The following is a 25,904-nucleotide window of genomic DNA, read 5'->3' as shown; positions in this document are numbered from 1 at the left end:
CCTTCTGCCCGACAGTCTGAGTGGAGCGGGACCCCAGGTCAAGCCCCGCGCCTGGCTTGCATTCCATCCGTCTACATGTAACACTCTGCCTGTTCTCAAAATCTTCACAGGGCAGTCGTGTCCAGGCCAGACCTGACGGCTGAAAGGAGGCCCACCCTCTGTTGCAACCGATTGCCAGCGCCCGCGTCGTCGATGTGGTGCGCGATCAGCTTCGTTCCGCCATTCTGGCCGGAGACCTTCCGCCCGGCTCCCGGCTCAGCGTGCCGGAACTGGCCCGTCAGCTGGGGGTGAGCCGGTCGCCGGTGCGCGAGGCCGTTCTCCTGCTGGTGGGTGAGGGGCTGGCGGTCGAGCAGTCCCGCCGGGGCGTGGAGGTCGCGCGGCTGGAACTGGGCGACGTGCTGGAACTGTACGAGCTGAGAATCAGCCTGGAAAGTCTGGCCGCCCGCAACGCGGCCGGACGCATGACCAGCACCGACCTGGCGGCGCTGCGCGGCGTGCTGGACGCCCAGGGTGCGGCGGCGGTGGGCGACGCCCGCAGCTTCCGTGAGCTGGACCTGCGCTTTCACGAGATCGTCTCGCAGACCTGCGGCAATGCCCGGCTGGCCCGTCACGCTGCCCTGCTGGCCCGCGAGATGCGGCTGGCCGGGCCGCTGATGGTCAATGAGCCGTGGCACCTGCGGCAAAGCCACGAGGAACACCGCAACATCGAACGTGCGCTGCGCCAGCGCGACGGCCCCGCCGCCGAACGCGCCATGCGCGATCACCTGAGCCGCGTGGCCCAGAGCGTGCGTCACTGGCACAGCACCGCCCCCATCCCCTGAACCCCACTGCGCTTGCCACTGCCGACACCGTTTCGGCTTCCAAAGGAGACCCACATGTTCAAACTCACGAAAAAGACCGCGCTGTTTACCCTCGCCCTCACCCTGGCCGCCTCTGCCAGCGCGCAGGACACCATCAAGGTGGGCGCGATCACCTCGGTCACCGGGCGCTTCGCCGAGTTCGGCAAGATGCAGCTGGCGGGTTTCAAGGTGGGCGTGGCCGAGGTCAACAAGAACGGCGGTGTGCTGGGCAAGAAGCTGGAACTGATTATCGAGGACAACGCCAGCGACGTGAACAAGGGACTGTCCGCCGCCGAGCGTCTGGTCAACGCGGGCGTGCCGATGGTGCTGAACGAATACTCGTCGAGTCTGGTCAAGGCGCAGGCGCAGTACCTGGCCCGCCAGAAGGTGCCGAACCTGGTGATCACTTCCAGCGGCGACGACATCACCAAGCCCGGCAGCGAGTACATCTTTCGCCTGAATCAGCCGGCCAGCGCCTACGCCCAGGTGATTCTGGACATCTTCAAGGCCAACAAGTTCAAGAACATGGCGATCATCGCCGGCACTGGGTCCTTCGAGAAGAGCGTGGCTGACGCCGCCAACCGCATTGCCAAGGAATTCGGCATCACGGTGCTGGAAGATCAGCGCTACGACAAGGGCCTGACCGATTTTCGCCCGGTGCTGAACCGCATTAAAGCCAAGAACCCGGACGGCATCCTGATGGTCAGCTACGCCGAGGACAGTGTGGCCCTGATGCGTCAGGCCCGCGAGGTGGGCGTCAAGCCTCGCCTGTTCGCCGGAGGCGCGGCCGGCTTCGCCTTGCCCGATTTTGTCAAAGACAGCGGCGCGGCAGCTGAGAACGTCGTGACCGCCACGGCCTGGGTGCCGCAGCTGCGCTACGCCGGTACGCAGAAGCTCAACGTCGATCTCAAGAAGGCGCTGGGCGGGGCTGACCCCAGCTACCACGCGGCCCAGGCCTACGCCGGTGTGCTGGCCGCCGCCGCCGCCATCAACAAGGCGGGCAGCACGGACCGCGAGAAGGTCAAGGTTGCGCTGGGTACGGTCAATATCCAGACCGCCTTCGGGCCGATCCAATTCAAGGACTACGACGGCTTCCAGAACCAGAACCCGCTGGAGATGGTGGCCCAGCAGGTGCAGAACGGCGCCTTTGTGCCGGTCTACCCCAAGTCGGTGGTCCCGCGCGCCCTGACCTTCGAGCGCAAGTAAGGTGCTGGGCGGCGGCAGGGGGTTTGAAATGACCCTCTGCTCCGCCCACACACAGACGCCCTCGCTCTCCGCTGGGGAATTCCCCCTGGACGCTGGAGAGCCGGGGCCGCCCCGCTTGATGGGGTCTATCCTCCATCTCCACCTTCAAACGAGGTCATATGCGCCTAGCCCACCCCCTGACTGCCCTCGCCCTCCTTTCCGTCTCCCTCGCTTCCGCCCAGAGCACCATCAGAATCGGGGCCGTGACCAGCCTGTCGGGGCGCTTCGCCACCTTCGGGGCCATGCAGCAGGCCGGATTCAGGGTCGCCGTTGACGAACTCAATGCCAGGGGCGGCGTGAACGGCCAGAAACTGGAACTGCTGCTGGAGGACGACGCCAGCGACACCAACAAGGCGCTGAACGCCGTCGAGAAACTGGTCAATCAGAAGGTGCCGGTGGTGATCGGTGCGTACAGCAGCGGCATCACCAAGCCGCTGTCGCAGTACATGGCGCGGGTCAAGGTTCCGCTGCTTGTGGCCACGGCCATTGACGAGACCATCACCCGGCCCGGCAACGCCTACACCTTCCGCGTCAACAACCAGAGCAGCGTCTACACCCGCAGCCTGCTCGACCAGCTGAAGAAGATAGGCGGGACGAAGACGGGGGTGCTGGCCGCCGCCATCCGGCGGGGCGGTACCGAGCCAGAGAAGGTGCGGGTGGCGCTGGAAAGCACCCCGCTCAACATCGCTTTCGGTCCGGTGACCTTCCGTGACTACGCGGGCTACCAGAACCAGAACAGCGTCGTGGGAGTAATCACGCAGGTGCAGAACGGCAAATTCGTCACCATCGGCCCGGCGAGCGCAGCAATGGGCAAGGTCAACCTCAAGACATAGGCGGGCTGGGGCAGGTGGGGCGTGAAGCCCGGCCGTCCCGCCCCTCTGCCGCCCACCAGTACACAAGGAGTTTTACATGGATGAAGTCGCCGTCACGGCGTTTTTTCAAACCCTGGTTCAAGGGCTGCTGACCGGGGGCCTCTACGCCCTGATCGGCACTGGCCTGAGCCTGATTTTCGGGGTGATGCGGGTTATCAACTTCGCTCACGGGGACTTTCTCGCCATCGGCATGTTCATCACGCTGGCGCTGTTTAAGGCGTTCAATCTGGACCCCTACCTCAGCCTGCTGGTGGCCGCGCCGCTGGGCTTTGGTCTGGGCTATTTCATCCAGCGCGTCGTGCTTTCAAAGCTGGGAGACCGGCTGGGTGAGGGCAGCATGCTCGCCACACTGGGGCTGGGACTGATCATCAGCAACACGCTGCTGCTGGGCTTCGGGGCGCAGCCGCAGAGCATCAACGTGCCGTACGCCATCAACACCTTCAAGTTTGCGGGCGTGCAGGTCAGCATCTCGCTGCTGATCGCCGGGTTAGGCACGGTGCTGGTGATCTCGGCCCTGAATCTGGTGCTGTACCGCACCGAACTGGGCCGCGCCATCCGCGCCACCGCGCAAAATCCGCTGGGCGCAGAGTTGCAGGGTGTTAAGACTTCCAACATCCAGGCTATCGTGTTCGGCATGGGCGTGTCGTTTGCCGCCATCGCGGGCGTGCTGCTGATGCCGCTGCTGTATACCTTTCCCACCGTGGGCGAGAACTACGTGACCAAGGCGTTTATCGTGACGGTGCTGGGCGGCCTGGGCAACCTGCCGGGGGCTGTGGTAGGTGGACTGGTGCTGGGCGTCATTGAGTCGCTGGGGGCCTTTTACGTCAGCAATAATTACCGCGATGCCTACGGCCTGATCGTGTTCCTGCTGGTGCTGCTGCTGCGGCCCGAGGGACTGTTCGGCAAGACGGTGAAACGGGTATGACCACCTCTCTCCTTTTGTTCACCCTTCAGAGGCACACATGACTGCAGTGGCCACCCCACCCGCCCGCCCCCGCGCGCTGACCTTCGGCAACGTGTGGCTCAGCGTCATCCTCGTTGCCATCATGTTCATCTACCCCTTCTTCTTCGGCAAGACGCTGAATTTCGGAATTTCCACGCTGCTGTTCGCGGGCTTTGCCATGAGCTGGAACATTCTGGGCGGCTGGGCCGGGCAGACCAGTCTGGGTCACGCCGCCCTGCTGGGTATCGGGGCCTACACCATGACGCTGCTGGCCACGCCCGAACGTCTGCCTCCCTTTCTGGCCTCGCCGCTGGCCCCGTGGTGGGGCGCGCTGGTGGGCATGGTGATTGCGGTGGCGGTGGCGGCAGTGTGGGGCTGGCTGACCTTCCGGCTGCAGGGCTCTTATTTTGCGCTGTCCACCATTGCAGTGGCGCTGGTGATCCGCCTGATCGCCATCAACAGTAACTGGACCGGCGGCGCCGAGGGGCTGTTCATGCCGGATCTGCCCAAACCCTTCGGTTTTGACCTGTTTGACCGGCAGGTGGAGTACTGGCTGGCCTTCGGCTTCGTGGTGCTGACGCTGGTGATCACGCATTTTATTCGCCGCTCGCGCATGGGTTACGCGCTTCAGGCGGTGCGCGAGGACGAGGACGGTGCGCGGGCGCTCGGCATCGATCCGGCCCGCATGAAGCTGCTGGCTTTCATGCTCAGCGCCGCGCTGATGGCCCTGGGCGGCAGCCTGTACGCGCTGTACCTGCAGGCCTTCGAGCCGCACACCATTCTGGAACTGCCGCTGAGCATTCAGATCGCGCTGTTGGCCATCATCGGCGGGCGCACCACCATTCAGGGACCGCTGATCGGGGCGCTGGTGCTGAGCATCTTCGGCGAGGTGTTCCGCAACGTGTTCAGCAACGCCAACCTGCTGATCTACGGCGTACTGATCCTGCTGGTCACGCTGTTTGCCCCCAACGGCATCATGGGCCTGTTCCAGCGGGCCAGCAGCAAGCTGGGGACGGCAAGATGACGCTGCCCTCGCTGACGGAACTTCCGGACCAGCCGGTTCACGCCCCCTCCGGCCCACCGATCCTGAGCGCCGAGAACATCACCGTGCGCTTCGGCGGCGTGGTGGCGGTCAAGGATATTTCTCTGGCGGTGCGCCCCGGCGAGATTCTGGGCCTGATCGGGCCGAACGGGGCGGGGAAGACCACCCTCTTCAACGCGCTGACCGGCTTCGTGAAGCCCAGCAGCGGCCGCGTGCTGTACGGCGGGCGCGACATCACCAGCCTGCAGCCGCAGGCCCGCGCCAAGCTGGGAATGGCCCGTACCTTTCAGGTCGAGCGCCCCTTTGAAGACCTGAGCGTGCTGGAAAACGTGCTGGTGGCCGCGTTCCTGCGCTACCGGGGAGCCAGGGCCGAGGACCATGCCTACGCCGTGCTGGAGCGCGTGGGGCTGGCGGACCGGGCCACGCAGCCCGCCTCGCAGCTGAACCTTGCGCGCCGCCGCCGCCTGGAACTGGCCAAGGTGCTGGCGCTGGAGCCGAAGGTGCTGTTTCTGGATGAAAGCATCGCGGGCCTGAACCCGCCGGGCCAGCAGGAGATGGTGGCGCTGATCCGCACCCTGGCAGAGTCGGGCCTGGCCATCGTCATGGTGGAGCACATCATGCACGTGATCATGAGCCTGTCGGACCACGTGATCTGCATGGCCTTCGGCGAGCTGCTGGCCGAGGGCGATCCGCACGCGGTGGCAGCGCACCCGGACGTGATCCGGGCGTATCTGGGAGACGACAATGATTAGCCTTTGCTTTGCGCCGCTGACTGGAGGCCGCGTATGACCAGCACCCAACCTCAACCGGCCCGCGTGGGCTACGTTCCCGGCGAGCGCGTGCTGGAGGCCACCGATCTGGACGTCGCCTACGGGCAGGTGCAGGTCGTATTCGGCGTGTCGCTGCATGTGGACAAGGGCGAACTGGTGGGACTGGTGGGCGGCAACGGCAGCGGCAAGAGCACCATCCTGCGGGTGCTGTCGGGGATGCTCAAGGCCAGGGGGGGAACGGCCACCTACCGGGGGCAGAACCTGAACGCCGTGCCGCCGCACCGCATCACCGACATGGGCGTGGCGCACGTGCCGATGGGCCGTCAGCTGTTCGGTCAGATGACGGTCGAGGAAAACCTGATCATGGGCGCGTACCTGCCGCGCACCAAGAAGAACCGCGCTGAGAACCTGCAGAAAGTCTACGACTTCTTTCCGCGCCTGACCGAGAAACGCCGCTCGCCCGCCGCCGCGCTGTCCGGCGGGGAACAGCAGATGGTAGCCATTGGCCGCGCCCTGATGAGCGAACCCGAGGTCCTGCTGATGGACGAGCCGTCGCTGGGGCTGGCCCCGCTGGTGGTCTCGGAAGTGATGCGCGTGATCGGGTCCCTGCGTGAACTGGGCCTGACCGTGCTGCTGGTGGAACAGAACGTGCGTCAGGTGCTCAAAGTAACCGACCGGACCTACGTGCTGGAACTGGGCAGTCTGGTCAAGGAAGGGCCGAGCCGGGAGCTGATGGGAGACCCGGAGATCATCAAGGCGTACCTGGGCGTCTAGCGAGAATAGGAGTGGGCCAGGACGGAGGGGCGCAACGGCCTCTCCGTCTTCTTTTGTGGGCCAACGGGCCGGAATCTGTCAGGCCGTAAGCCGTCTTCCTGAACCGCCCGCCCCGCCCCGCGTAGACTGGGTACATGATGCCCCGTCGCCAGACCGTCACCGCCAACGTGGGAGGCGTGTTGATCGGCAGCGCCCACCCCGTCGTCGTGCAGAGCATGACCAACACCGATACCGCCAACGCTGAGGCCACCGCCATTCAGGTGGCGCAGCTGGCCCGCGCGGGCAGCGAACTGGTGCGCGTGACCGTCAACACCCGTGAAGCTGCCGCCGCCGTGCCCGAGCTGATCGCCCGACTGGAGGAGGTGGGCCTGAGCGTGCCTATCGTGGGCGACTTCCACTACAACGGCCACATCCTGCTGCGCGAGTTCCCCGAAACGGCCCGCCTGCTGGCCAAGTACCGCATCAACCCTGGGAACGTGGGGGCCGGACAGCACCACGACGCCAATTTCGCCACCATGATCGAGGTGGCAAAAGAGTTTGATAAACCCGTTCGCATCGGCGTGAACTGGGGCAGCCTGGACCAGCAGGTGCTGGCGCGGCTGATGGATGCCAACGCGGCGAAGGGCAGCCCAAAATCCGGCACTGACGTGATGATTGACGCGATGGTGGTCTCGGCTCTGGAAAGTGCCGCCTACGCCGAGGAACTGGGCCTGGCCCACGACAAGATCCTGATCTCGGTGAAGGTGTCCAGTGCGCCCGAGTTGTGGCAGGTCTACCGCCAGCTGGCTGGGTTGTGCGACTACCCGCTGCATCTGGGCCTGACCGAGGCGGGCATGGGGATGAAGGGCATCGTGGCCTCGTCGGTGGCCCTCGCGCCGCTGCTGAACGAGGGGATTGGCGACACCATCCGCGTCAGCCTCACGCCCGAGCCCGGCGCCTCGCGCAAGCTGGAAGTGGAGGTGGCGCAGCAGATCCTGCAAAGCCTGGGCATCCGCCAGTTCCTGCCGCAGGTGACCAGTTGCCCCGGCTGCGGGCGCACCACCTCCGTTTTCTTTCAGGAACTGGCCCAGAAGATTCAGGACTACATCCGCGACACCATGCCCGACTGGAAGGCCAGGTATCCCGGCGTGGAGGAGATGCAGGTGGCCGTCATGGGCTGCATCGTCAACGGCCCCGGCGAGAGCAAGCACGCCAACATCGGCATCAGCCTGCCCGGCACGGGGGAAGACCCGCGCGCCCCGGTGTATCAGGACGGCAGGCTCCTCAAGACCCTCAAAGGCCCCCGCATTGCCGAGGAGTTTCAGGAACTGCTTGAGGCGTATGTGGAGCGGCGGTATGGGAATGCCGTTCCGTCAGCCTGAGAGCGCCTGCGCTTGCCGCTGTGCGTGGAGGGGGTGGGTGGGCCTGTTCCGTGCTGGATTCCGACTGGCAGGGCCACACGTCTCAATGCACTGGGCCTGAAGTTCTGTGTTTGTTCTCCCTTCACCCTGAGCACAGGGATGTCTACGCCCGTTAAGCTCTGGGCATGGACATTTGGGGCACGGGACCGTTTGAAAACGAGGCGGGGGCGGCTTTCGCCGATGAAGTGGTGCAGGACGGCGCGTTCGCCCTGGCCGAGGCTTTCGACGTGGCACTGGACCCCGACACGGATTTTCTGGCCGCCGAGGAAGGCTGGCGCACCCTGGCCGCCGCCGAGATTCTGGCCGCGGCCCTTGACGGCGACACCCTGAACCTTGTCAGCGCCCGGCTGCGGGTCTGGGTGCAGGAAGCGACCCGGCGGACCTCGCCCCGCTGCGCGACGTGGCGCGTGATGCCGTGGACCGCGTCGTGGGTCCGGACAGCGAGGTGCCGGACCTGTGGGCCGACAGCGCCGAGGCCGACGAATGGCTGGGCGCAGCACAGACCCTGCGGGCGCGGCTGGACGGTTGAAAAAATGAACCGTGGGAGCAGCCCCACGGTTCATTTCCAACTGAGTCCTTAAACGACCGCAGGTTCCACGTATTCGCCATACACGGTCTTGAGCACGTCCATCTGCTCGCCCAGCGTGACGTAGGCGTGGGCACATTCCAGGAAGGCAGGCATGGAGTTGGCCCCAGTGACGGCGGTGTCGCGCAGGTCGGCCAGCGCCTGTTCCACCCGCGCCGGGTCACGCTCGCGCCGGACCTGGGCCAGCCGCGCTTCCTGCACCCGCTCCACTTCGGGATCGATCAGCTGAATCGGCACTTCCACAGCGTCCTGCACGAAGTCGTTGACGCCCACGATGATGCGGTCCTTGGTTTCCACCTCGCGCTGGTAGCGGTAGGCGGCCTCAGCCATCTCCAGCTGGAAGAACCCGTTGTCAATGCCTTCCTCTACGCCGCCCATCATGCGAATCTGCTCGATGTAGCCCATCGCGGCCCGCTCGATGTCGTCGGTCAGCTTCTCGACGTAATAGCTGCCGGCCAGCGGGTCCACCACGCCGGCCACGCCCGTTTCGTAGGCGATGATCTGCTGGGTGCGCAGGGCGATGGTGGCCGCCTCCTCGGTGGGCAGGGCCAGCGCCTCGTCAAAGGCGTCGGTGTGCAGGCTCTGCGTGCCGCCCAGAACGGCGGCCAGCGCCTGAATCGCCACGCGCGCAATGTTGTTCAGGGGCTGCTGCGCGGGCAGGGAGACGCCGGCGGTCTGGGAGTGAGTCCGCAGCATCCACGACTTAGGGTTCTTCGCGCCGTAGCGGTCGCGCATCTGCCGCGCCCAGATTCGCCTCGCGGCCCGCAGCTTGGCAATTTCCTCGAAAAAGTCATTGTGGATGTCCCAGAAAAAGCTGATGCGCGGCGCGAACTCGTCGATGTCCAGTCCGCGCTCCAGCGCCTTTTCCACATAATGGAAGCCGTCGGCCAGGGTAAATGCCAATTCCTGCACGCCGGTCGCCCCGGCTTCGCGGATGTGGTAGCCGCTGACCGAGATGAAGTTCCACTTGGGCACAATGCGCGGCCCCCACTCGAAGGTGTCGATCACCAGTTTCACGCTGGGCGCGGGCGGGTAGATGAACTCCTTCTGGGCAATGAATTCCTTCAGGATGTCGTTCTGAATGGTCCCGCCGATCTTGTTCAGGTCCTTGCCCTGTTTCTGCGCGTTGGCGATGTACATGGCCCAGATGGCGTTGGCCGGGCTGTTGATGGTCATGGATGTGGTGACGGTTTCGGGATCGATGCCCTGAAACAGAATCTCCATGTCGGCCAGCGAACTCACCGCCACCCCGCACTTGCCCACCTCGCCGCGTGAAAAGTGGTGGTCCGAGTCGTAGCCCATCAGCGTGGGCAGATCGAAGGCGGTGGACAGGCCGGTCTGCCCGGCCCGCAGCAGCGCGTGAAAGCGCTCGTTGGTCTGCTCGGCGCTGCCAAAGCCCGCGAACATCCGCATGGTCCACAGCTTGCCGCGGTACACGCTGGGCTGCACGCCGCGGGTGTACGGAAACTCGCCGGGATAGCCCAGATCGCGCTCCGCGTCCCAGCCCTCCAGGTCATCTGCCGTGTAGATCGGCTCCGGGTCCATGTCGGACAGGTTGGTGAAGTTGTACTTGCGCTCGGGAAATTTCTGCGTGGCCGGTCCGTAGACGCTGCCCATCCACTCGTTTTTCGTCTTCATATCGTCCTCCGGAAGTTGATTCAACTCGGGAAACTAACGCTCGTTAGGTTGGCCTTCAGGGTAGCAGAAGCGCGTGTAAGCCATGCGGCCCATGCCTCCACGGATGCTTGTGATTTACGCTCGGGACAGTGATCTGTGAACATCTGCCGACTGCTGCCGATCTGGCCCGTTTTTCCCTGGCTGCCCAGCATCCGCCGACGCTGAAGTGGTGTTCCGAACCAGATCGACTGGCAAATCTGGCGGTGGAACATACCTTTGACCTTCGGCTCGCCACTGATCTGGAACTGGCGGGCCAGCGGGCCAAGTTCATCAACGTCGGCCTGCCCGCCGAGGCATACCTGAACCGCTGGGTCACGGTTGCACCCGGTCTGGAGGCCATGTTCAGCATTCGTTTCAAGGGGCTGGACGTGGGACAGCCGTTCGTGGACATCAGCGCGACCTCGCGGCCGGTGGTGGCGTCAGACTTCCCGGCGCTGATTGGGGCTGCAGTACTTGATTACGGCGACTTTCACCCGCCCCGAATCCGTGTCTGGAGTGCTGCCGAAACGTTCACTGGTCTGAAGCCCGATCTACGTGTGCTGGCCGCGCCTCTAGCCGAACTGGGTGGGGGAGGGCTTGCACCTGAATTGAGCTTGATCCAGACAACGGATCTCTCCCATTACGCCGATGCTCAGGCCGCCTATGCCGCTGTGGACGCTGCCCACCCAGAGCACCCCGGTCAGGCCCGCCTGCTGTCCGAGGAAGATCTGCAGGACACCATCGATGCCGGAACCATGTTCGACGTGATCTGGCGCGGGGCGTGGAGTGGGTACGTGGGAACCTTGCCCGAAACCCAGGTTGGGCTGCCCGCGCAAGTTGTTCGGGAAATGCTGCTGGCCCCCCACGCGCGCGGCTATGGCCTCGGGGCCTACCTCTCCACCCTGCTGGCCCGGTATCTGCCCGCCGATGGACGGGTGTTGAGCGGCACCATCCACGGCGAGAACCGGGGCGCACAGACGGCGGCGCGGCAGGCCGGGCGGCAGGATGTGGGCGGCTGGTGGTGGGTGCCGACGGTGCGTTAAGTGTTCTGCAGGCGTCCTCACGCTTTTTTGAAGCACAATACGGGCCATGAGAACAATCAAACTCGGAACGAGTGACCTGGACGTGCCGGTGGTTGCTGTGGGCATGATGCGGATTAACACCATCAGTCGGCCGGAAGTGGAGACGCTGATCGGAACGGCCATGGACCACGGTGCGAACTTCTTTGACCACGCCGACATCTACGGCAAGGGCGCGTGCGAGGAAATTTTCGCCGACGCCGTGGGCATGAACAGCAGCGTGCGCGAAGGAATGATCCTGCAATCCAAGTGCGGCATCCGGGACGGCATGTTCGACTTTTCCAGGGAGCACATCCTGGCCTCGGTGGACGGCATCCTGAAGCGTCTCAAGACCGAGTACCTGGATATTCTGCTGCTGCATCGCCCCGACGCCCTTGTAGAGCCAGATGAGGTGGCCGCCGCCTTCGATCAGCTGGAGCAGGAAGGCAAGGTGCGGTACTTCGGCGTGTCCAACCAGCAGCCGCGCCAGATTGAGCTGCTTAAAAAGTCCGTCCGGCAGCCTCTGCTCGCCAATCAGCTTCAGCTGAGTATCACCAACGCCAACATGATCACGCAGGGCTTCAACGTCAACATGGAAAACGACGAGGCCGTGAACCGTGACGGCGGCATTCTGGACTACTGCCGCCTACACGACATCACCATCCAGCCGTGGTCGCCGTTCCAGTTCGGGTTTTTTGAGGGCGTGTTTCTGGACAATCCCAAATTCCCTGAATTGAACGCGAAGGTCAATGAGATCGCGGCGAAATACGGGGTCAGCAACACCACCATTGCGATTGCCTGGATTCTGCGCCACCCGGCCAAGATGCAGCCAGTGACGGGGACCACCACTCCGCAGCGCCTGGCCGATTGCCTCAAGGCTGCAGACGTTCACCTGACCCGCGAGGAGTGGTACGCGATCCTGCTGGCGGCGGGGAATACCCTGCCCTGAGTGGAACTGCCTGGAAATCGCCGCCGGAGCTTTTGCTTCGGCGGCGTTTCTTTGTTCGGCTGAGGCGGGGCCAGACAGGCGTGGCCTGCGAAATCTGAAGTGATACTGAGGGCCCCGTTCCAGACCCCAGCCTATACTCGCCCGTATGTCCAATCGACTTGACGGCAGCGTGGCCCTGGTAACAGGCGCAAGCAGCGGCATCGGTGAGGCCACGGCGCTGGCTCTGGCCCATGAGGGCGCGGCGGTGGCGCTGGTGGCCCGCCGCAAGGACCGCCTGGAGAAACTGGCAGTCCAGATCAAGGCGGCGGGTGGCCGCGCCCTGGTGCTGGAGGCGGACGTGACCGTGCGCGAGCAGGCCGAGGACGCGGTGAAACGTACCGTGGCCGAGCTGGGCCGCCTGGACACCGTGATCAACAACGCGGGCGTGATGCTGCTGGGGCCTGCGCTGGACGCGCCCGTCGAGGAATGGGAGCGCATGGTGGACCTGAATGTGCAGGGGCTGCTGTACGTGACGCATGCGGCGCTGCCCCACCTGCTTCAGGCCGCAGAAAGTGGCGAGCGCCGGGTGGCCGATCTGATCAACGTTTCCTCGGTGGCGGGTCGGGTGGCGCGTTCGGGATCGGGGGTGTACAACCTGACCAAGTTTGGCGTGACGGCCTTTAGCGAATCGCTGCGCCAGGAGCTGACGCGGCGGCATGTGCGGGTGGCGAGTGTGGAGCCGGGGGCCGTGGAAACCGAACTGGCCGATCACCTGCGTCCGGAGATTAAAGAGCAGGCCATGAAGCGCTTCGCCGACATGGAGCGCCTGAAATCGGAAGACGTCGCCGACGCCGTGCTGTACATCGTGACCCGCCCACGCCACGTCGCCATCAACGAGCTGTTGATCCGCCCCACCGAGCAGGAGGGCTAGGGGTCAGTCTGTTGCACCCGCCACTTCCCTGACCGTCTCCTTGGCAGCTTCCGATACGCCATCCCGCACGTCCCTGTGAATCCCGAAGTCATCGGCGATCAGGCGGGCCGTCATCTTGGCCGACATCATCACGCTGGGGGTGCCGCCGCCGGGCTGTGCCCCCGCGCCCACCATGTACAGGTTGCCAATGTCCTCCGAGCGGTTGTGCGGGCGGAAATACGCGCTCTGGATCAGCACGGGTTCGGGGCCAAAGGCGTTGCCCAGATAGCTGTCCAGCGTGCCCTCGAAGTAGTCGGGCGTGATGAACTCGCTGTGGGTCAGGCGTTCGCGCAAGTTCGGGATGTAGCCGCGTTCTTCCAGAAAGGTGTAGATGCGCTCTACCAGCTGCGGCCCTTCCACCGCCCAGTCCAGGCCGCTGGCGTTGTGCGGCACAGGAACCAGGGTGTAGGCGGCGTGGTGCCCCGCCGGAGCGAGGCCGGGATCGGTCAGCGTCGGCACATGCAGGTACTGGCTGAAGTCCTGGCCCAGCACCTTCTGCCCAAAGATCTCGGTCAGCAGCTCCTCGTAGCGCGGCCCCAGGATGATGTTGTGGTGGCGCAGGTCCAGCGGATGGGCGGGATCGTCGCGGAAGCCGAAGTAGATGACCAGCAGGCTCATGCTCTGGCGGGCGGCCTTCACGCGCACGTCGCTGTTGACCAGCCGGGCGGCGGCGGGAATGCGTTTGAGATTGGTGTTGGCCCAGTCGCCGTTGCTGACCACGATGTCGGCGTGCAGTTCCTCGCTGCCCTCCAGCCGCACGCCGCGCGCCGTCCGCTTGCCGATGGGCCGCTTGACCGGCTGGCCGCGCCCGTTCGTGACCAGAATCTCGTCCACGCCCGCGTTCAGGCGAAGCGTACCGCCCAGTTCCTCGAATTTCTGCACGAAGGCCCGTACCAGCGCCCCGGTTCCGCCCATCGCGTAGTGGATGCCCCAGGTTTTTTCCACGAAATGGATCATGGCGTAGATGGCCGGAACGCTCAGCGGGTTACCGCCCACCAGCAGCGTCTCGAAGGAAAAGACCTGCCGCATCTTGGGATTCTGGAAATACTTGCTGGTAAACGAGAACAGCGTGCGAACAGCGTCCAGCCGCATCAGGTCCGGCACGACGCGCAGCATGGACGGCATATCGCCAAAGTGCGTGTAGCCCAGTTCCAGAAAGCCGCGCTCAAAGATGGCGCGAGCGTCGGCGTGGAAGCGCTCGTAGCCTGCCAGATCCTCCGGCGCGAGTTCGCTGATCTGGCGGCGGGTGCTTTCGGGATCGCCGTCGTAGTCGAAGAATGTGCCGTCGTCGAAATAAATCCGGTAGAAAGGCAGGATCGGGACCAGTTTCACATAGTCGCGGGTGCGCGGGCCGCCGCTCTCGCCGGCTTTGACGCGGGCGTCGTCGGTCAGCGTGTGGGGCGGGTAGTCCGGCTCGCCCAGCATGCCCTTGTCACGTTCCAGGGCGAACAGTTCCTCGATGAAATGCGGCACCGTGATTACCGTCGGCCCCATGTCGAACACGTAGCCGTCCTCGGTGCGCTTCTGGTAGGCGCGGCCCCCCGGCGCGTCCAGGCGCTCCAAGATGGTGGTGTCAAAGCCCAGACTTTGCAGCCGGATGCCCAGCGACAGCCCGCCGATGCCCGAGCCGATGATGAGGGCGGTTTTGCGCCTGCTGGCGGCTGCTTCAGTGTTGCCGGGAGGAGAGGAGGGAGTCATGCTGCGCCCACTACAGCACGTTCAGGCGTGCGGGTCTGTAGCAAGGGGTCAAAGGCAACAGAGAGCGGAGGCCGGTTGAAATGGCCTCCGCTCTCTGTCTGAACCTGAATCAGCGCACGGTGATGGTCAGGTCGGCTGGGCGGATCAGCACGCCGTCGCCGTTGAACACCGAGCGGATGGTGTAGGTTCCGGCGGGTACATTCTGGTTCTGATCGTTCCTGCCTTCCCAGCGGATTTTCTGCAACTCGCCGGTCTGACCAGGGGCCACCTCGGTCCCCACGATCTGCAGCGTGCAGATGGCGTCCTTTGGGGTAGTGCGGACGACCTGTCCCGCCGCGTTGACCACCTCAAAGCGCACGTCACACGCGCCGTGTTGCAGGCTGATGGCCCTGTCACCCGTGTTGGTCAGCAGGACGTTCCACAGGTTCGCCTGTCCCGCCTGCACGGTCTGCGGGCCTTCCAGCCGGGCGGTGTGGGGCTGCGCCAGCGGCGGGTTGACGGCGGGCAGGGTGGTCACGGTGGGCGGCGTCACCGGAGTGCCCTGGGCGGGGGCCGCAGCTGGAGTCGCGGCGGGGAGGGATGCGCCACCCTGGGGCAGGGCGGGAATGTCAGTGACGCTGACCTGCGCGTGGGCCAGCGTGCTGCCCAGCAGGGCCAGGGTCAGAAGAAGGGGTCTGCTCATGGCCCCAGCCTGACGCCACGTGCCTGACCGGGGGTGAGGCCAGCTAAAGAAGGGCCCACGCATTCATCAGGAAAGCTTCAGCTGCCCCCTTTCAGTGCAGCAGCTTCTTCCGTGCAGCAGCTTCGGCACGCCCGCTTACATCGCATCGCCACGAAGACCTGTTCATGCCTCGGCTTCCTTCCTGTCAGCCCATGCTCTAGAATGAAGGCATGATCCGCTCTGCGCTTCTTCCCAGGGGACCCCGCGACTAGCTCAGGCTAGAGCGCCCGTCCCCGGCTGTGTTGCGCCGGGGCTTTTTTTGGTTCTCGCCTCCCCAGAGATCCCTAGACTTATCGACCCTCAGACCTCCGCAGGAGCCCCCCATGACCCAGACCGACGAACACCCCATCGATATCAACGAATCCGGCATTCGGGAACCCCGCGCTGAGCGCTACAACCCGCACGCCATCGAGCAGAAGTGGCAGGACCGCTGGGCCGCCGACGGCCTGTACCGCTTCGACGAGAACGGCCCCGGCGAGAAGTTCTACGCCCTGACCATGTTCCCGTACCCCAGCGGGAATTTACACATCGGCCACTGGTACGCCAACGTCGCCCCGGATGCCCGCGCCCGCTGGATGCGGATGCGCGGCTACAACGTGCTGTTCCCGATGGGCTTCGACGCCTTCGGCCTGCCCGCCGAGAACGCGGCCATCAAGAACAATGTGGACCCGGCAAAATGGACCTACAGCAACATCGAGTCCATGACGGGGCAGTTTCAGCGCATGGGCACCATGATCGACTGGAGCCGCCAGTTCGCTACCTCTGATCCGGAATATTACCGCTGGAACCAGTGGTTCTTCACCCAATTTTTCAAGCGCGGCCTGGCGTACAAGAAGGGCGGACTGGTGAACTGGTGCCCCAAGGACCAGACCGTGCTGGCCAACGAGCAGGTGGTGAACGGCGCGTGCGACCGCTGCGGCACCCCCGTCGAGCGCCGCAACCTGAACCAGTGGTATCTGAAGATCACCGACTACGCCGACGAACTGCTGGACTTCTCTGAAACCGACATGCCTGAGCGCGTGCGGGCCATGCAGACCAACTGGATCGGCAAGTCGGTGGGCGCGGAGATCGTGTTCGACACCCCCGCCGGGCCGGAAACCGTATTTACCACGCGGCCTGACACCATCATGGGTGCCACCTTCCTGGTGCTGGCCCCCGAACACCCCAAGGTGGCTGCACTGACCACCGATGGGCAGCGGGCCGAGGTGGAGGCCTATGTCGCGGCGGCGGGCCGCAAGACCGACGTAGAGCGCCAGCAGGACGTGGGCGAGAAGACCGGGGTGTTCACCGGTTCTTTCGCCACGCATCCCATCGGCGGGCATCAGGTGCCGGTGTGGGTGGCGGATTATGTGCTGGTCACCTACGGAACCGGGTCCATCATGGCCGTGCCCGCCCACGACGAGCGCGATTTCGCCTTTGCTCGCAAGTTTGGCCTGGACATCACCGAGGTCATCCGCGCCGAGGGGGCCGAGCCGATGGGTGCGGACGCCACCGGGTCCTACAGCGGCCCCGGCGTGATCGTCAACAGCGGCGAATTTGACGGTCTGCCCGGCGGCAAGGCCAGCATTGACACCGTGATCGAGCGGCTGGCGGCGGCGGGCGTGGCACAGGCCAAAACCACCTACCGCCTGCGCGACTGGTTGCTGGCCCGCCAGCGCTACTGGGGCACCCCCGTGCCCATCGTGTACTGCCCGGAACACGGCGCGCAGCCTGTCCCTGAGGACCAGTTGCCCGTCAGGCTGCCTGAATTCAAGGGCTTCACGGCATCCGGCCAGAGTCCGCTGAAACTGGACCGCGAGTGGGTCCGGACCACCTGCCCGGTCTGCGGGGGGGAAGCCGAGCGCGACACCGACACCATGGACACCTTCGTGGACAGCAGCTGGTACATGTACCGCTTCCTGTCGCCGCGTGACGGTCAGCATCCGTTTGACCCGGCCAAGGCCAACCTGCTGCCGGTGGACCTGTATACCGGGGGCATCGAGCACGCCATCCTGCATCTGCTGTACAGCCGCTTCTGGACCAAGGTGATGCGCGACATGGGTCTGACCACCCAGAACGAGCCGTTTGCGTGGCTGCGCAACCAGGGCATGATTCTGGGCGAGGACGGCGAGAAGATGAGCAAATCGCGCGGCAACGTCGTCAACCCCGACGATCTGGTGCGCGAGTACGGTGCGGACACGGTGCGGACCTACCTGATGTTCATCGCGCCGTGGGAGGTGGGCGGCCCCTGGGACCCGCAGGGCATCAACGGCCCGGCCAAGTGGTTGAGTCGCGTGTGGACGCTGTTCTTCGGTGAGCGCACGGCGGGCCCGGACGAGGCCGTGACGCCCGCCGATCTGCGCTACGCGGTTCACAGCACGCTGAAAAAGGTCACCGGCGACTTTGACCGCCTGAGCTTCAACACCATAGTGGCTGCGCTGATGGAACTGACCAACACGCTGGTGCGTGCCCGCCGTTCGCCCTCTTACGGCACGCCCGAGTGGGACGAGGCGCTGGACATCTTCAACCGCATGCTGGCCCCGGTAGTCCCGCACATCGCCGAGGAAATCTGGCATGAACGCGGGCAGCAGGGCAGCGTGCATGTGCAGTCCTGGCCCGCCACCGACGAGGCCGCCGCCGTGCGTGACACCGTGACCATCGGCGTGCAGGTGGGCGGGAAGGTACGTGGGCAGGTCAGTATTTCCAAAACCGCCACCCAGGACGAGGCGCTGGCCGCCGCCCGTGCCCAGCCGGACGTGGCCCGCTTCCTGGAGGGCAAGGCAGTGGTCAAGGAGATCTACGTGCCGGGGCGGATCATCAACATTGTGGTGAAGTAAGCGGTGAGGACGCGGCGCTCTGGAATTTATGCCAGAGCGCCGCTTTCACCTCATGGTTCAGCGTCGATGCGGTTCTCCTTGCCTCATGGCAGGGCCAGCACCCGCACATTGCCGTCCCTTGCGCTCAGGAAGTTCAGCAGTTTGCCGTCCGGGCTGATGTTCCAGTCGCCCTGACGCACCTGATCACCCAGATCGCCCAGCGTGTTCCAGCGGTTCAGACTCACCGTGTACTGCCGCAACACATGTGCGCCGCTGTCCAGCGTGAGCGGGATCAGCAGGAAGCGTCCCGCGTCGCGCCAGCGGTAGGCCCCGTAATCGCCCATCTCGGTTGGCGTGCCGCCCGCCGTGCTTTGCAGCCACAGGCCATTGCGGGCGGCGCTGTCGAAGGAAATGGTGTACAGCACCCGCGTGCCGTCCGGGCTGAGGCTGACGCCCCGGAAGCCCAGCGCCGTCCGCAGGGTCTTTTTTGCCCCGCTGCGAATGTTCAGCGTGAACAGGTCCCGGTCCCGGTTGTCCGGCGCACTCTTGCCCGAAAGCAGCAACGTGTTGTCGTCCACCCAGCCGCTCACGCCGCCGCCGTACAGCGTGGCCACCTGGCGCGGCGGGCCGAAGGCGTCGGCCACGAACACCCGCGTGGCGCGGCGGTCATAGTTGCCAGTGGTGTCGCTGCGGGTGTAGGCCAGCCGCGTCTCGGCATCGTTCCAGACAACGTCGGCGCCGAAGGTGGGCAGCATGAAGCGTCGGCTGTCGGCCAGCCGCTCCAGCACTGTCGTTTCACCTGTACTGGGGCGCACGGCCCAGCGCAGTCTGGGCGAGAAATAGGCAATGCTGGAAAAGCGGCGCGTCACCGGGCCACCCGTCGCCGCCACCTCATAAAAGCCGGTGCTAGGGCGGGTGGGCGGCCCGTCCAGAAACAGCAGCGCCCCCGAATCCGGCGTCCAGACCGTGCCGGGGCAGCAACCGCCGCCCAGTACGGCGCGCGAGGGCAGGGTGGCGGCCAGGGCCGATGTGCCCGCGAGAACAGCCGTGAGCAGCAGCCGCCTCACCGCGCGCCTCCGGGGGCCGGGGGCCAGGGTCTGGCGAACTCGTTGAGCAACCGGCCCCCGCGCAGGGCCGCCGGCTGCGAGTCCGGCGTCTGCCATCGGCGTGGGGCGCTGAGGTCATACTCGTAGCCGCGCCCGAAGCTGCCCGCCAGCGCCAGCGTGTCCCAGTCGGCGGCGATGTACGGCAGCGGGTTAAAGAACCGCTGGTGCGCCCGGTCCCGCAGTTCCAGATGCAGATGCGGCGCGCTGACGCAGGTGCCCTGCGAGTCGCCGCTCTGCCCGATGACCTGTCCGCGGGTGACCCGCTGGCCAGGGCGCAGCGCCGAGCGCCCCAGCAGATGACCGTACAGGCTGCTCAGGTTGCCCGCGTGGTCGATCACCACGTTGTGCGGGGGGCTGCCGTGCGGGCCGTCCACCTCGGCCACCACGCCGTCGCCGATGGCCCGTACCGGGGTGCCGCACGGCGCGCTGAAGTCCAGCCCGGCGTGGATGCCCTGCAGGTTGCCGTAGGTGCTGCGCCGCTGGCGGTAAGCGCCGGTGGTGTTGCCATAACCCTGGCCCAGCAGCCAGGAGTCGGGGCCGGGCACCCCTGCAAACGGCAGTCCGAATTGACGCGTCGGCTGGGCAATGGCGCTCTGGGGCAGGGCGGGAGCGTAGTGGGCTGCGGCCAGGGAAGCCAGCCACAGGCCACACAGGGCAGAGGCGGCCCATGTGACGGGCAGGCCACGTCGCCGGATCAGGATGGAAGGGGGCATACGCGATGTTGCCGTACTTCGGCGGCCCAGGGCGTGCCTGTGGCTACGGTTTGAGACCACGATGTTGAGGCTGGTTGAGGCTGTGGCGGTTCAGACCTCTGTGCCGCGCCCTGCCGTGCCGGGTCTACTCTGGACCCCATGACCCAGACGGCCCCTCCGCCCCAGCCCGCCGCCCACGTCCCGCTGAACCGTGAACGCCTGATCGCGCCCGGCCCGGTGGAGGTGGACCCCCGCGTGCTGCTGGAACTGGCGCAGCCGCAGATGCACCACCGCAGCCGCGACGCGGCGGCCAAACTGATGGAGGCACGCCAGAAGTTGACCCGCCTGCTGGGCGACCCCTACGACGCCGTGATCACCACCAGCAGCGGCACCGGGGCCTTCGAGGGCGCGCTGGTCAGCACCACGCCTGCCGGGGCACGGGTGGTCAACGCGCAGGCCGGGAAGTTCAGCGAGCGCTGGGGCGACATGGCGGGGCGCTTTGGCTACGACGTTCAGATCGTGGCCCGGCCCTGGGGTGACCTGCTTGATCCGGAGGAGGTGGCCGCCGACAGCCGGGGCGCCCACACCCTGCTGATCACCCACAGCGAGACCAGCACCGGGGCGCTGCACGATCTGGAGGCGATTGCGCGGGCAGCCAGGGACGGAAATCCCGACCTCATCATCATTGCCGACTGCGTGACCTCCTACGGCGTGGCGGAATTGCGGCCCGCGGCCTGGGGCGTGGACGTGATCGTGTCGGGCAGCCAGAAGGGCACGGCCACCCCGCCGGGCCTGGGTTTCGTGCTGTTCAGTCCGGAGGTCCAGGAGCGCATGGTTCAGAACACCGCCCACGGCTACTACCTGGACCTGACCCGCGAACTCAGGGGCCAGAAGGCGGGCAACACCCCGCAGACCCCGGCCATCAACCTGATGTACGCGCTGTCTGCCGCGCTGGACCGCCCACTGGGCGTGCCGCTGGAAGTCCTGTGGGCTGAGCAGGAGCGCAAGACCGCCGCGCTGATCGCCGCCGGAACTGCGCTGGGCTGCCCCTCCTGGACCGCCCGGCCCAGCCCCGCCGTGGCCGTGTTGCAGGCCCCAGAGGGGCGAACGGGCCGCCAGATCGCCGCCGCCCTGACCGGACTGGGCCAGCGTGCCCTGGCGGGTCAGGCCCCCCACGAGGACGCCGTGTTCCGGGTCAGCACCATGGGGTACGCAGACCGTTACGACGCGCTGGGCGTGGCCGGAATGCTGGAAGACGCCTTCGCGGCCCTGGGCCAAAGGTTCGAGCGTGGAGTGGCGGTGTCGGCGGCCTGGGCGGCCTTGCAATAGAGGCGAGACCAGAAAGAACACCCATCTGTCAGCCACGCACGGCTGGCAGATGGGCGCTGCGGCGTTCGGCCTTCAGTCCAGGACGGTGATGCCCGAGTCCCGCACACGCTGCTTGACGGTGTCGCTGCCCTCGCCGCTGACGCGCATCACGAAGCGGCGGCGGTCACCCCGGCCATCGTAGGTGGCGACGCTGATGATGTTGCTGGGCGCAATGGCACGGGTGGCTTTTTCCAGGCTGCCGGGGGTGTCGGGCATCTCCAGGGTGATGCGGGGGCCGCCCTCACGCATGCCCAGGATCTCGGTGAAGGCGCGCAGCACGTCCATGGTGGTGATGATGCCACTCAGCTTGCCGCTGTCATCCAGCACCGGCAGGCCGCCCACATGGTGCTCCTGCATCCGCAGCGCCGCGTCTTCCATGTACTCGCCCTCGGCCGCCGTGATCACCGGACGGGCCATCATCTCGGCCACCGTCAGCTTGCTCAGCAGGTAGTTCAGTTCCCACACGCTCAGGGTGGTGGCCTTGCTGGGCATGGCGTCTTTCAGGTCCTTGCGGGTGGTGATGCCGATCAGCTTGCCGCCTTCCATCACCGGCAGGCGGCGGAAATTGCCCTCCTTGAGGGTCTTCAGGGCGTCCATCACTGGCGTGGTGGGGCTGACGGTCACGGGATCACGGGTCATCCAGTCGCGTACTAACATGTCAAAAGTCTACTGAATCACGCTTGGCCGGATGTCCCAGTGCAGCTCGGTCCCAGGTCTGACGCTCGCCTGACCTCGCATGTGAAGCGGCTGTGAAGGGCTTCATTCCGCTCAGAAAACAGCATGCTAGCTTCATTTTATGAAGATCACCGCCAAAACCCTGGCTCCCCTTGCCGTCGTCGCCGCCTTCGGCCTGGGGACCGTCGCCCCGCATGCCCAGACCCCCGCCCAGAAAATCGGGTTCGTGGATGTGGCCAAACTGCTGGCGGCCCACCCCAACGACAAGGACATCAAGGCCATTCAGGCCAAGGCCGACACCGAACTCAGCGCCCTCGACAAGCAGGTCAAGGCCATCGACGCCAAGGGCACTGCCGCCACCGCCGCCGAGAAGCAGCAGCGTGAGACGCTGGTCAAGACCATTCAGAGCAAGGCGGCCGACTACGACAAGCAGATCGAGCCCAAGATCACGGCCGTCGAGAAGTCGGTGGACACGGCGGTCAGCGCCGTCGCCAAGTCCAACGGCTACTCCGTGGTGATGGACAAGTCGGTGGCGGCCAACGGCCTGGTGATCTACGCCGATCCGGCCACCGAGATCACCGACGCGGCCCTCAAGGCCATCAAACCCTGACCCCCGTCTGAATTGCTCCCGCCTGAATGACGTGCCCCGCTTTTCTGACGGCGGGGCCTTTTGATGGTCCTGATGGCCGCATTGCTGACACCCAAGTCTGGAGGTTGTCCACTTGAATAGAATCATGCTTCTTCTGCCGCTGGCGCTGCTTGCCACGGTGCCCCACGCCCAGTCGGCCAGAAACCGGGTGGGCCTGGTCGACGTGCAGGCCGCCGTGAAGGCGTTGCCCGCCAGCAAGGCTTACCTGGATCTCTCGGCCCGTGTGGACGCCGATCTCGAGGGCAAACGCCAGAAAATCGATGCCCTCGCCGCCCGGGCCGCCGCCACGGCCAGCGCCGCCGACCGGAAGGCGCTGCTGGACGCGCAGCAGGCCTACAACAGTGCCCAGACCGGCTATCAGGGCCGCCTGACCACTGCCTTCCAGCCGGTGTCGGTCAAGCTCAATGCGGCGGTGGCCAAGGTGGCCCGGGCCAACGGTTACAGCGTGGTCATGGACCGGCAGGTGGCCGCCCAGACCCGGCTGATCGTTTACGCCAACTCCACCGCTGACCTGACCGCCGCAGTTATCAAAGCGCTGAAGTAATCCAGCCTGCCCAAACTGGTGGGCAGCAGCACGTAGGGGCTGTTGGGGGACAATTCCCGACAGCCCCTGCGTGCTGCTTTCGCGTCTGTCGCCGGACCTAACCGTCCTCGTTGTCGGGGATGATGCCGCCCGTCAATTCCTGCTGAAGTCGGGCGCTCCTGTCGGTGGGCGTCTCGTTGTGTGGGTCGCCCTCCGGCACGTCGATAACGTCGGGGTGCGCCTCCGGCACGGTGCTTTGCACGATCTCCCCGCGTTGATCGGCGCTGCTGGAATCCTTGCGGTCATCTGAGCGGTCATTGGAAGTCATGCGGCCCAGCGTACCTGGCTGCTGACCCAGCCGGATGCAGGTTCGGATAACGGGACTTTACCTGCGGTGCGTCGCAGGCGCGTTTTGTTGCTGGGCGGCGCCAGCGTCTGCCTGCTCAGCCGCCGCCCAGAAAACGCAGGGACTCCGCGTAGAGCATCTGGGTGGTCTCCAGACTGCCGAAATTGTGGGTGCCTCCAGGGATGGCCGCCGCGTCGCAGCCCAGCGCCTGGGCATAGCGCATGCCCCATTCAGGCGGACAGGTGGCATCGGCGTCGCCGTGGATCACGTGGGCCACGCCGCCCCACTCGGCTGCGGCCTGTAGCGGGCGCAGCCGGGGCAGCTCCTGCAAGAAGGCGCGGCCCAGCGGCCAGCCGTCCAGATCGGTGACGCCGGGGGGCAGGACCCCGCCGCGCAGCAGGGGCAGCCACAGCTCGGGCAGGGCCGGGGCCCACAGCAGCAGCCGGTGGGCGTCCACCGACCGCGCGGCCAGGGCCGCCACCATGCCGCCCATGCTGTAGCCCAGCAGCATCACCCGCTGGGGGTCGATGTCGGGCTGCTGCCGGAGGTAGGCGGCGGCGGCCTGCACGTCCTGCACCTCACGCGACACGGTCATCTCGCTGAAGTCACCCTGCGAGTCGCCGCTGCCCCGGCAATCGAAGCGCAGGCTGGCCATGCCCCGCTGCGCGAGCGCCCGCGACTGCAGCGTCAGCAGGCGGTGGTGGTCGGTCCGGTTGCCGGTAAAGCCGTGGACCATCAGCACCGAGGGCCATCCTCTGACGGGGGCCGGCGTATCGGGGGTGTGCAGCATGCCGTACAGGCGCTGCCCGTCTACCGCGAACTGCGCGAACTGTTCCATGCGGGCAATTGTGCCAGATGGCCTGGAGAATGTCTTCCGGTCCTGCACCTGCAGGGACTGCGCGGCCGGTCCCGCCCGGCTGTAACGCCCGCGTGACGCCGCGCCCTTAGACTGCCCACGTTATGAAAACTCTACTTCTGACGGGCGTGCTGCTCGCGGTTTCCGGTGCGGGTGCGGTGAAGGTGGGCGTCTTGCTTCCCCTCTCGGGGGCAGGCAGTGTGTCGGGCCAGGCCGCCAAGAACGGTTACGATCTGGCGCTCGACGAGATCAACAAGGCCGGGGGCGTGCTGGGCAAGCCCCTGGAAGTGGTCTACGGCGACGACGCCAGCGCCGCGGCCAAGGCGGTGCCGGAGTTCGTCAAGCTGGTCACGGTGGACAAGGTGGACTTCATGGCCGGCGGCGTGAGCAGCGCAGTCAGCGTGGCCCTGTCCGGCCCAGCCAAGCAGTACAACACCTTCATGGCCTGGATCGGCGCCGCCGCAGTTCCTGTCGAGGACGCGTTCGCGGACCACAAGTACTTCTTCCACTACCACCCGTGGTCCTACTACAACTTTGAGGCCATCCTGGGCTTCTTCAAGACCCTCAAGGTCAAGCAGGGCGCCAAGAACATCGCCATCGCCTATGAGGACGGTCCCTTCGGCAGCGCGGGCATCGACGCCACCGTGGACGCCTTCAAGAAGGCCGGCTTCAACGTCGTCCTGACCGAGAAGTTCAAGACCGGCAGCGGCAACTTCGGCCCGCTGGTCTCCAAGGCCAAGGCTGCCAAGCCTGACATCCTGTACTGGGTGGGCTACGACACCGACGCCCTGCCGCTGGCCACCGAGATCAAGCAGCAGAACCTCAAGCTGGGCCTGATCTACGGCACGCCGCCCAGCTGGCCGGTGGGCTTCGAGAAAAACCCCCTAGCCAACGACATCGCGGGTCTGAGCCTGTGGCTGCCCACCAGCCCTACCAAGGAAAGCCGCCTCTTCGTGAACGCCTACAAAGGCAAGTTCGGCAACGTCACCGAGGAGTACTTTGCACCGCTCGCCTACGTGAATCTCAAGTCGCTGGCCGCCGCCATTAACCGGGCAGGCAGTGCCGACAAGGACAAGGTGGCCGCCGAACTGGCCAAGACCAACATGCCCACGCCGTTCGGCCCGCTGACCTTCAGCAAGAGCCTCAAGACCCAGTACCAGGGGTTCAAGGCCGGCAACTGGCTGCACTTCCAGTTCCTGAGCGACACCCGCGTTCCGGTGTACCCGATCAAGTTCGCGCAGAAGCCGCTGGTGTGGCACAAATAGTGGACTGAGCCCCCGGCTGCGCCACTTCGCCCATCTGCCCCTCCAGGGCGGATGCGGCGGCAGGGCCGACTGGGGGTCTTGGGCTGTCTCAATTTCCAGCCGCGCGGAACGTCCGGGCCGGCCACAC

25 protein-coding genes are annotated in these 25,904 nt (G+C 65.8%); 17 read left to right on the top strand and 8 right to left on the bottom strand.

Going from position 1 to position 25,904, the window contains the following annotated elements:
• Nucleotides 1-161 precede the first annotated feature (161 nt).
• The 9 genes from IEY31_RS11040 to IEY31_RS11000 all read left to right on the top strand — a co-directional run bounded on the left by IEY31_RS11040 (nucleotide 162) and on the right by IEY31_RS11000 (nucleotide 8,466).
• Nucleotides 162-821, top strand: coding sequence for a GntR family transcriptional regulator (locus IEY31_RS11040; RefSeq protein WP_229723502.1), 660 nt, complete (start codon nucleotides 162-164; stop codon nucleotides 819-821).
• Nucleotides 822-875: 54 nt separating this feature from the next.
• Nucleotides 876-2,045 carry an ABC transporter substrate-binding protein gene (locus tag IEY31_RS11035; RefSeq protein ID WP_188971876.1) on the top strand — a complete coding sequence of 390 codons (1,170 nt, stop codon included), beginning with the start codon at nucleotides 876-878 and terminating at the stop codon, nucleotides 2,043-2,045.
• 158 nt (nucleotides 2,046-2,203) lie between these two features.
• A complete protein-coding gene (locus IEY31_RS11030; RefSeq protein ID WP_188971874.1) occupies nucleotides 2,204-2,917 on the top strand; it encodes an ABC transporter substrate-binding protein in 714 nt (237 codons plus the stop codon).
• Nucleotides 2,918-2,993: 76 nt separating this feature from the next.
• Nucleotides 2,994-3,881 carry a branched-chain amino acid ABC transporter permease gene (locus IEY31_RS11025; RefSeq protein ID WP_188971872.1) on the top strand — a complete coding sequence of 296 codons (888 nt, stop codon included), beginning with the start codon at nucleotides 2,994-2,996 and terminating at the stop codon, nucleotides 3,879-3,881.
• 37 nt (nucleotides 3,882-3,918) lie between these two features.
• Nucleotides 3,919-4,923, top strand: coding sequence for a branched-chain amino acid ABC transporter permease (locus IEY31_RS11020; RefSeq protein ID WP_188971870.1), 1,005 nt, complete (start codon nucleotides 3,919-3,921; stop codon nucleotides 4,921-4,923).
• Nucleotides 4,920-5,693 carry an ABC transporter ATP-binding protein gene (locus IEY31_RS11015; RefSeq protein WP_188971868.1) on the top strand — a complete coding sequence of 258 codons (774 nt, stop codon included), beginning with the start codon at nucleotides 4,920-4,922 and terminating at the stop codon, nucleotides 5,691-5,693. The genes IEY31_RS11020 and IEY31_RS11015 overlap by 4 nt, the downstream gene beginning before the upstream one ends.
• A gap of 33 nt (nucleotides 5,694-5,726) precedes the next feature.
• Nucleotides 5,727-6,485: an ABC transporter ATP-binding protein gene (locus tag IEY31_RS11010; RefSeq protein WP_188971866.1), complete on the top strand. Its 759-nt coding sequence runs from the start codon at nucleotides 5,727-5,729 to the stop codon at nucleotides 6,483-6,485.
• Nucleotides 6,486-6,619: 134 nt separating this feature from the next.
• Nucleotides 6,620-7,846 (top strand): flavodoxin-dependent (E)-4-hydroxy-3-methylbut-2-enyl-diphosphate synthase, encoded by a 1,227-nt coding sequence (gene ispG, locus IEY31_RS11005; RefSeq protein WP_188971864.1) that lies wholly within the window; start codon nucleotides 6,620-6,622, stop codon nucleotides 7,844-7,846.
• Nucleotides 7,847-8,010: 164 nt separating this feature from the next.
• Nucleotides 8,011-8,466, top strand: a complete 456-nt coding sequence (locus tag IEY31_RS11000; protein ID WP_456236830.1) for a DUF4259 domain-containing protein — start codon at nucleotides 8,011-8,013, stop codon at nucleotides 8,464-8,466.
• Here the strand turns inward: IEY31_RS11000 and IEY31_RS10995 are convergent.
• Nucleotides 8,463-10,109, bottom strand: a complete 1,647-nt coding sequence (locus IEY31_RS10995) for a methylmalonyl-CoA mutase family protein (protein ID WP_188971862.1) — start codon at nucleotides 10,107-10,109, stop codon at nucleotides 8,463-8,465. The genes IEY31_RS11000 and IEY31_RS10995 overlap by 4 nt on opposite strands.
• A 128-nt stretch (nucleotides 10,110-10,237) precedes the next feature.
• Here IEY31_RS10995 and IEY31_RS10990 point away from each other — a divergent pair, with 128 nt between their 5' ends.
• From IEY31_RS10990 to IEY31_RS10980, 3 genes are all read left to right on the top strand, one after another.
• Nucleotides 10,238-11,170, top strand: a complete 933-nt coding sequence (locus tag IEY31_RS10990; protein WP_229723499.1) for a hypothetical protein — start codon at nucleotides 10,238-10,240, stop codon at nucleotides 11,168-11,170.
• Nucleotides 11,171-11,216: 46 nt separating this feature from the next.
• Entirely contained in the window at nucleotides 11,217-12,134 is a 918-nt protein-coding gene (locus IEY31_RS10985) for an aldo/keto reductase (RefSeq protein WP_188971860.1), read from the top strand.
• Between the two features lie 145 nt (nucleotides 12,135-12,279).
• Entirely contained in the window at nucleotides 12,280-13,044 is a 765-nt protein-coding gene (locus IEY31_RS10980) for an SDR family NAD(P)-dependent oxidoreductase (RefSeq protein WP_188971858.1), read from the top strand.
• Nucleotides 13,045-13,047: 3 nt separating this feature from the next.
• Here the strand turns inward: IEY31_RS10980 and crtI are convergent, their stop codons facing one another.
• Both crtI and IEY31_RS10970 read right to left on the bottom strand, forming a co-directional pair.
• A complete protein-coding gene (gene crtI, locus IEY31_RS10975) occupies nucleotides 13,048-14,781 on the bottom strand; it encodes a phytoene desaturase family protein (RefSeq protein WP_188971856.1) in 1,734 nt (577 codons plus the stop codon).
• 109 nt (nucleotides 14,782-14,890) lie between these two features.
• Nucleotides 14,891-15,463 (bottom strand): flagellar hook assembly protein FlgD, encoded by a 573-nt coding sequence (locus tag IEY31_RS10970; RefSeq protein ID WP_188971854.1) that lies wholly within the window; start codon nucleotides 15,461-15,463, stop codon nucleotides 14,891-14,893.
• Nucleotides 15,464-15,825: 362 nt separating this feature from the next.
• Here IEY31_RS10970 and leuS point away from each other — a divergent pair, with 362 nt between their 5' ends.
• A complete protein-coding gene (gene leuS / locus IEY31_RS10965; RefSeq protein ID WP_188971852.1) occupies nucleotides 15,826-18,318 on the top strand; it encodes a leucine--tRNA ligase in 2,493 nt (830 codons plus the stop codon).
• Between the two features lie 83 nt (nucleotides 18,319-18,401).
• Here leuS and IEY31_RS10960 read toward each other — a convergent pair whose 3' ends face one another.
• Nucleotides 18,402-19,364 (bottom strand): TolB-like translocation protein, encoded by a 963-nt coding sequence (locus IEY31_RS10960; protein WP_229723498.1) that lies wholly within the window; start codon nucleotides 19,362-19,364, stop codon nucleotides 18,402-18,404.
• Nucleotides 19,361-20,116: a M23 family metallopeptidase gene (locus tag IEY31_RS10955; RefSeq protein WP_188971850.1), complete on the bottom strand. Its 756-nt coding sequence runs from the start codon at nucleotides 20,114-20,116 to the stop codon at nucleotides 19,361-19,363. The genes IEY31_RS10960 and IEY31_RS10955 overlap by 4 nt, the downstream gene beginning before the upstream one ends.
• Before the next feature lie 138 nt (nucleotides 20,117-20,254).
• On the opposite strand from IEY31_RS10955, the gene IEY31_RS10950 reads away from it, so the two are divergent.
• Complete coding sequence (locus IEY31_RS10950; protein ID WP_188971848.1) at nucleotides 20,255-21,424, top strand: aminotransferase class V-fold PLP-dependent enzyme; 1,170 nt, start codon at nucleotides 20,255-20,257, stop codon at nucleotides 21,422-21,424.
• 72 nt (nucleotides 21,425-21,496) lie between these two features.
• Here IEY31_RS10950 and IEY31_RS10945 read toward each other — a convergent pair whose 3' ends face one another.
• Nucleotides 21,497-22,120: a CBS and ACT domain-containing protein gene (locus tag IEY31_RS10945; RefSeq protein WP_188971846.1), complete on the bottom strand. Its 624-nt coding sequence runs from the start codon at nucleotides 22,118-22,120 to the stop codon at nucleotides 21,497-21,499.
• A gap of 139 nt (nucleotides 22,121-22,259) precedes the next feature.
• Between IEY31_RS10945 and IEY31_RS10940 the strand changes: the two genes are divergently transcribed.
• Nucleotides 22,260-22,748, top strand: a complete 489-nt coding sequence (locus tag IEY31_RS10940) for an OmpH family outer membrane protein (RefSeq protein WP_188971844.1) — start codon at nucleotides 22,260-22,262, stop codon at nucleotides 22,746-22,748.
• A gap of 124 nt (nucleotides 22,749-22,872) precedes the next feature.
• Nucleotides 22,873-23,331 carry an OmpH family outer membrane protein gene (locus IEY31_RS10935; RefSeq protein ID WP_229723497.1) on the top strand — a complete coding sequence of 153 codons (459 nt, stop codon included), beginning with the start codon at nucleotides 22,873-22,875 and terminating at the stop codon, nucleotides 23,329-23,331.
• A gap of 97 nt (nucleotides 23,332-23,428) precedes the next feature.
• On the opposite strand, the gene IEY31_RS10930 is transcribed toward IEY31_RS10935, so the two are convergent.
• Complete coding sequence (locus IEY31_RS10930; RefSeq protein ID WP_188971840.1) at nucleotides 23,429-23,638, bottom strand: hypothetical protein; 210 nt, start codon at nucleotides 23,636-23,638, stop codon at nucleotides 23,429-23,431.
• Between the two features lie 115 nt (nucleotides 23,639-23,753).
• Nucleotides 23,754-24,494, bottom strand: a complete 741-nt coding sequence (locus IEY31_RS10925; RefSeq protein WP_188971838.1) for an alpha/beta hydrolase family protein — start codon at nucleotides 24,492-24,494, stop codon at nucleotides 23,754-23,756.
• 122 nt (nucleotides 24,495-24,616) lie between these two features.
• Between IEY31_RS10925 and IEY31_RS10920 the strand changes: the two genes are divergently transcribed.
• Entirely contained in the window at nucleotides 24,617-25,777 is a 1,161-nt protein-coding gene (locus IEY31_RS10920; protein ID WP_188971836.1) for an ABC transporter substrate-binding protein, read from the top strand.
• Nucleotides 25,778-25,904 lie beyond the last annotated feature (127 nt).

It is taken from the genome of Deinococcus aerolatus (genome assembly GCF_014647055.1).
GTDB lineage: Bacteria > Deinococcota > Deinococci > Deinococcales > Deinococcaceae > Deinococcus > Deinococcus aerolatus.
Note: the sequence above shows the minus strand (reverse complement) of the source record. Positions and strands in the feature narration are given on the sequence as shown.

Coding starts and splice junctions, on each gene's coding strand:
- IEY31_RS11035 (WP_188971876.1), top strand. CDS start 876: ATGTTCAAACTCACGAAAAAGACCGCGCTGTTTACCCTCGCCCTCACC.
- IEY31_RS11030 (WP_188971874.1), top strand. CDS start 2,204: ATGCGCCTAGCCCACCCCCTGACTGCCCTCGCCCTCCTTTCCGTCTCC.
- IEY31_RS11025 (WP_188971872.1), top strand. CDS start 2,994: ATGGATGAAGTCGCCGTCACGGCGTTTTTTCAAACCCTGGTTCAAGGG.
- IEY31_RS11020 (WP_188971870.1), top strand. CDS start 3,919: ATGACTGCAGTGGCCACCCCACCCGCCCGCCCCCGCGCGCTGACCTTC.
- IEY31_RS11015 (WP_188971868.1), top strand. CDS start 4,920: ATGACGCTGCCCTCGCTGACGGAACTTCCGGACCAGCCGGTTCACGCC.
- IEY31_RS11010 (WP_188971866.1), top strand. CDS start 5,727: ATGACCAGCACCCAACCTCAACCGGCCCGCGTGGGCTACGTTCCCGGC.
- ispG (WP_188971864.1), top strand. CDS start 6,620: ATGATGCCCCGTCGCCAGACCGTCACCGCCAACGTGGGAGGCGTGTTG.
- IEY31_RS11000 (WP_456236830.1), top strand. CDS start 8,011: ATGGACATTTGGGGCACGGGACCGTTTGAAAACGAGGCGGGGGCGGCT.
- IEY31_RS10995 (WP_188971862.1), bottom strand. CDS start 10,109: ATGAAGACGAAAAACGAGTGGATGGGCAGCGTCTACGGACCGGCCACG.
- IEY31_RS10985 (WP_188971860.1), top strand. CDS start 11,217: ATGAGAACAATCAAACTCGGAACGAGTGACCTGGACGTGCCGGTGGTT.
- IEY31_RS10980 (WP_188971858.1), top strand. CDS start 12,280: ATGTCCAATCGACTTGACGGCAGCGTGGCCCTGGTAACAGGCGCAAGC.
- crtI (WP_188971856.1), bottom strand. CDS start 14,781: ATGACTCCCTCCTCTCCTCCCGGCAACACTGAAGCAGCCGCCAGCAGG.
- IEY31_RS10970 (WP_188971854.1), bottom strand. CDS start 15,463: ATGAGCAGACCCCTTCTTCTGACCCTGGCCCTGCTGGGCAGCACGCTG.
- leuS (WP_188971852.1), top strand. CDS start 15,826: ATGACCCAGACCGACGAACACCCCATCGATATCAACGAATCCGGCATT.
- IEY31_RS10955 (WP_188971850.1), bottom strand. CDS start 20,116: ATGCCCCCTTCCATCCTGATCCGGCGACGTGGCCTGCCCGTCACATGG.
- IEY31_RS10950 (WP_188971848.1), top strand. CDS start 20,255: ATGACCCAGACGGCCCCTCCGCCCCAGCCCGCCGCCCACGTCCCGCTG.
- IEY31_RS10945 (WP_188971846.1), bottom strand. CDS start 22,120: ATGTTAGTACGCGACTGGATGACCCGTGATCCCGTGACCGTCAGCCCC.
- IEY31_RS10940 (WP_188971844.1), top strand. CDS start 22,260: ATGAAGATCACCGCCAAAACCCTGGCTCCCCTTGCCGTCGTCGCCGCC.
- IEY31_RS10935 (WP_229723497.1), top strand. CDS start 22,873: ATGCTTCTTCTGCCGCTGGCGCTGCTTGCCACGGTGCCCCACGCCCAG.
- IEY31_RS10930 (WP_188971840.1), bottom strand. CDS start 23,638: ATGACTTCCAATGACCGCTCAGATGACCGCAAGGATTCCAGCAGCGCC.
- IEY31_RS10925 (WP_188971838.1), bottom strand. CDS start 24,494: ATGGAACAGTTCGCGCAGTTCGCGGTAGACGGGCAGCGCCTGTACGGC.
- IEY31_RS10920 (WP_188971836.1), top strand. CDS start 24,617: ATGAAAACTCTACTTCTGACGGGCGTGCTGCTCGCGGTTTCCGGTGCG.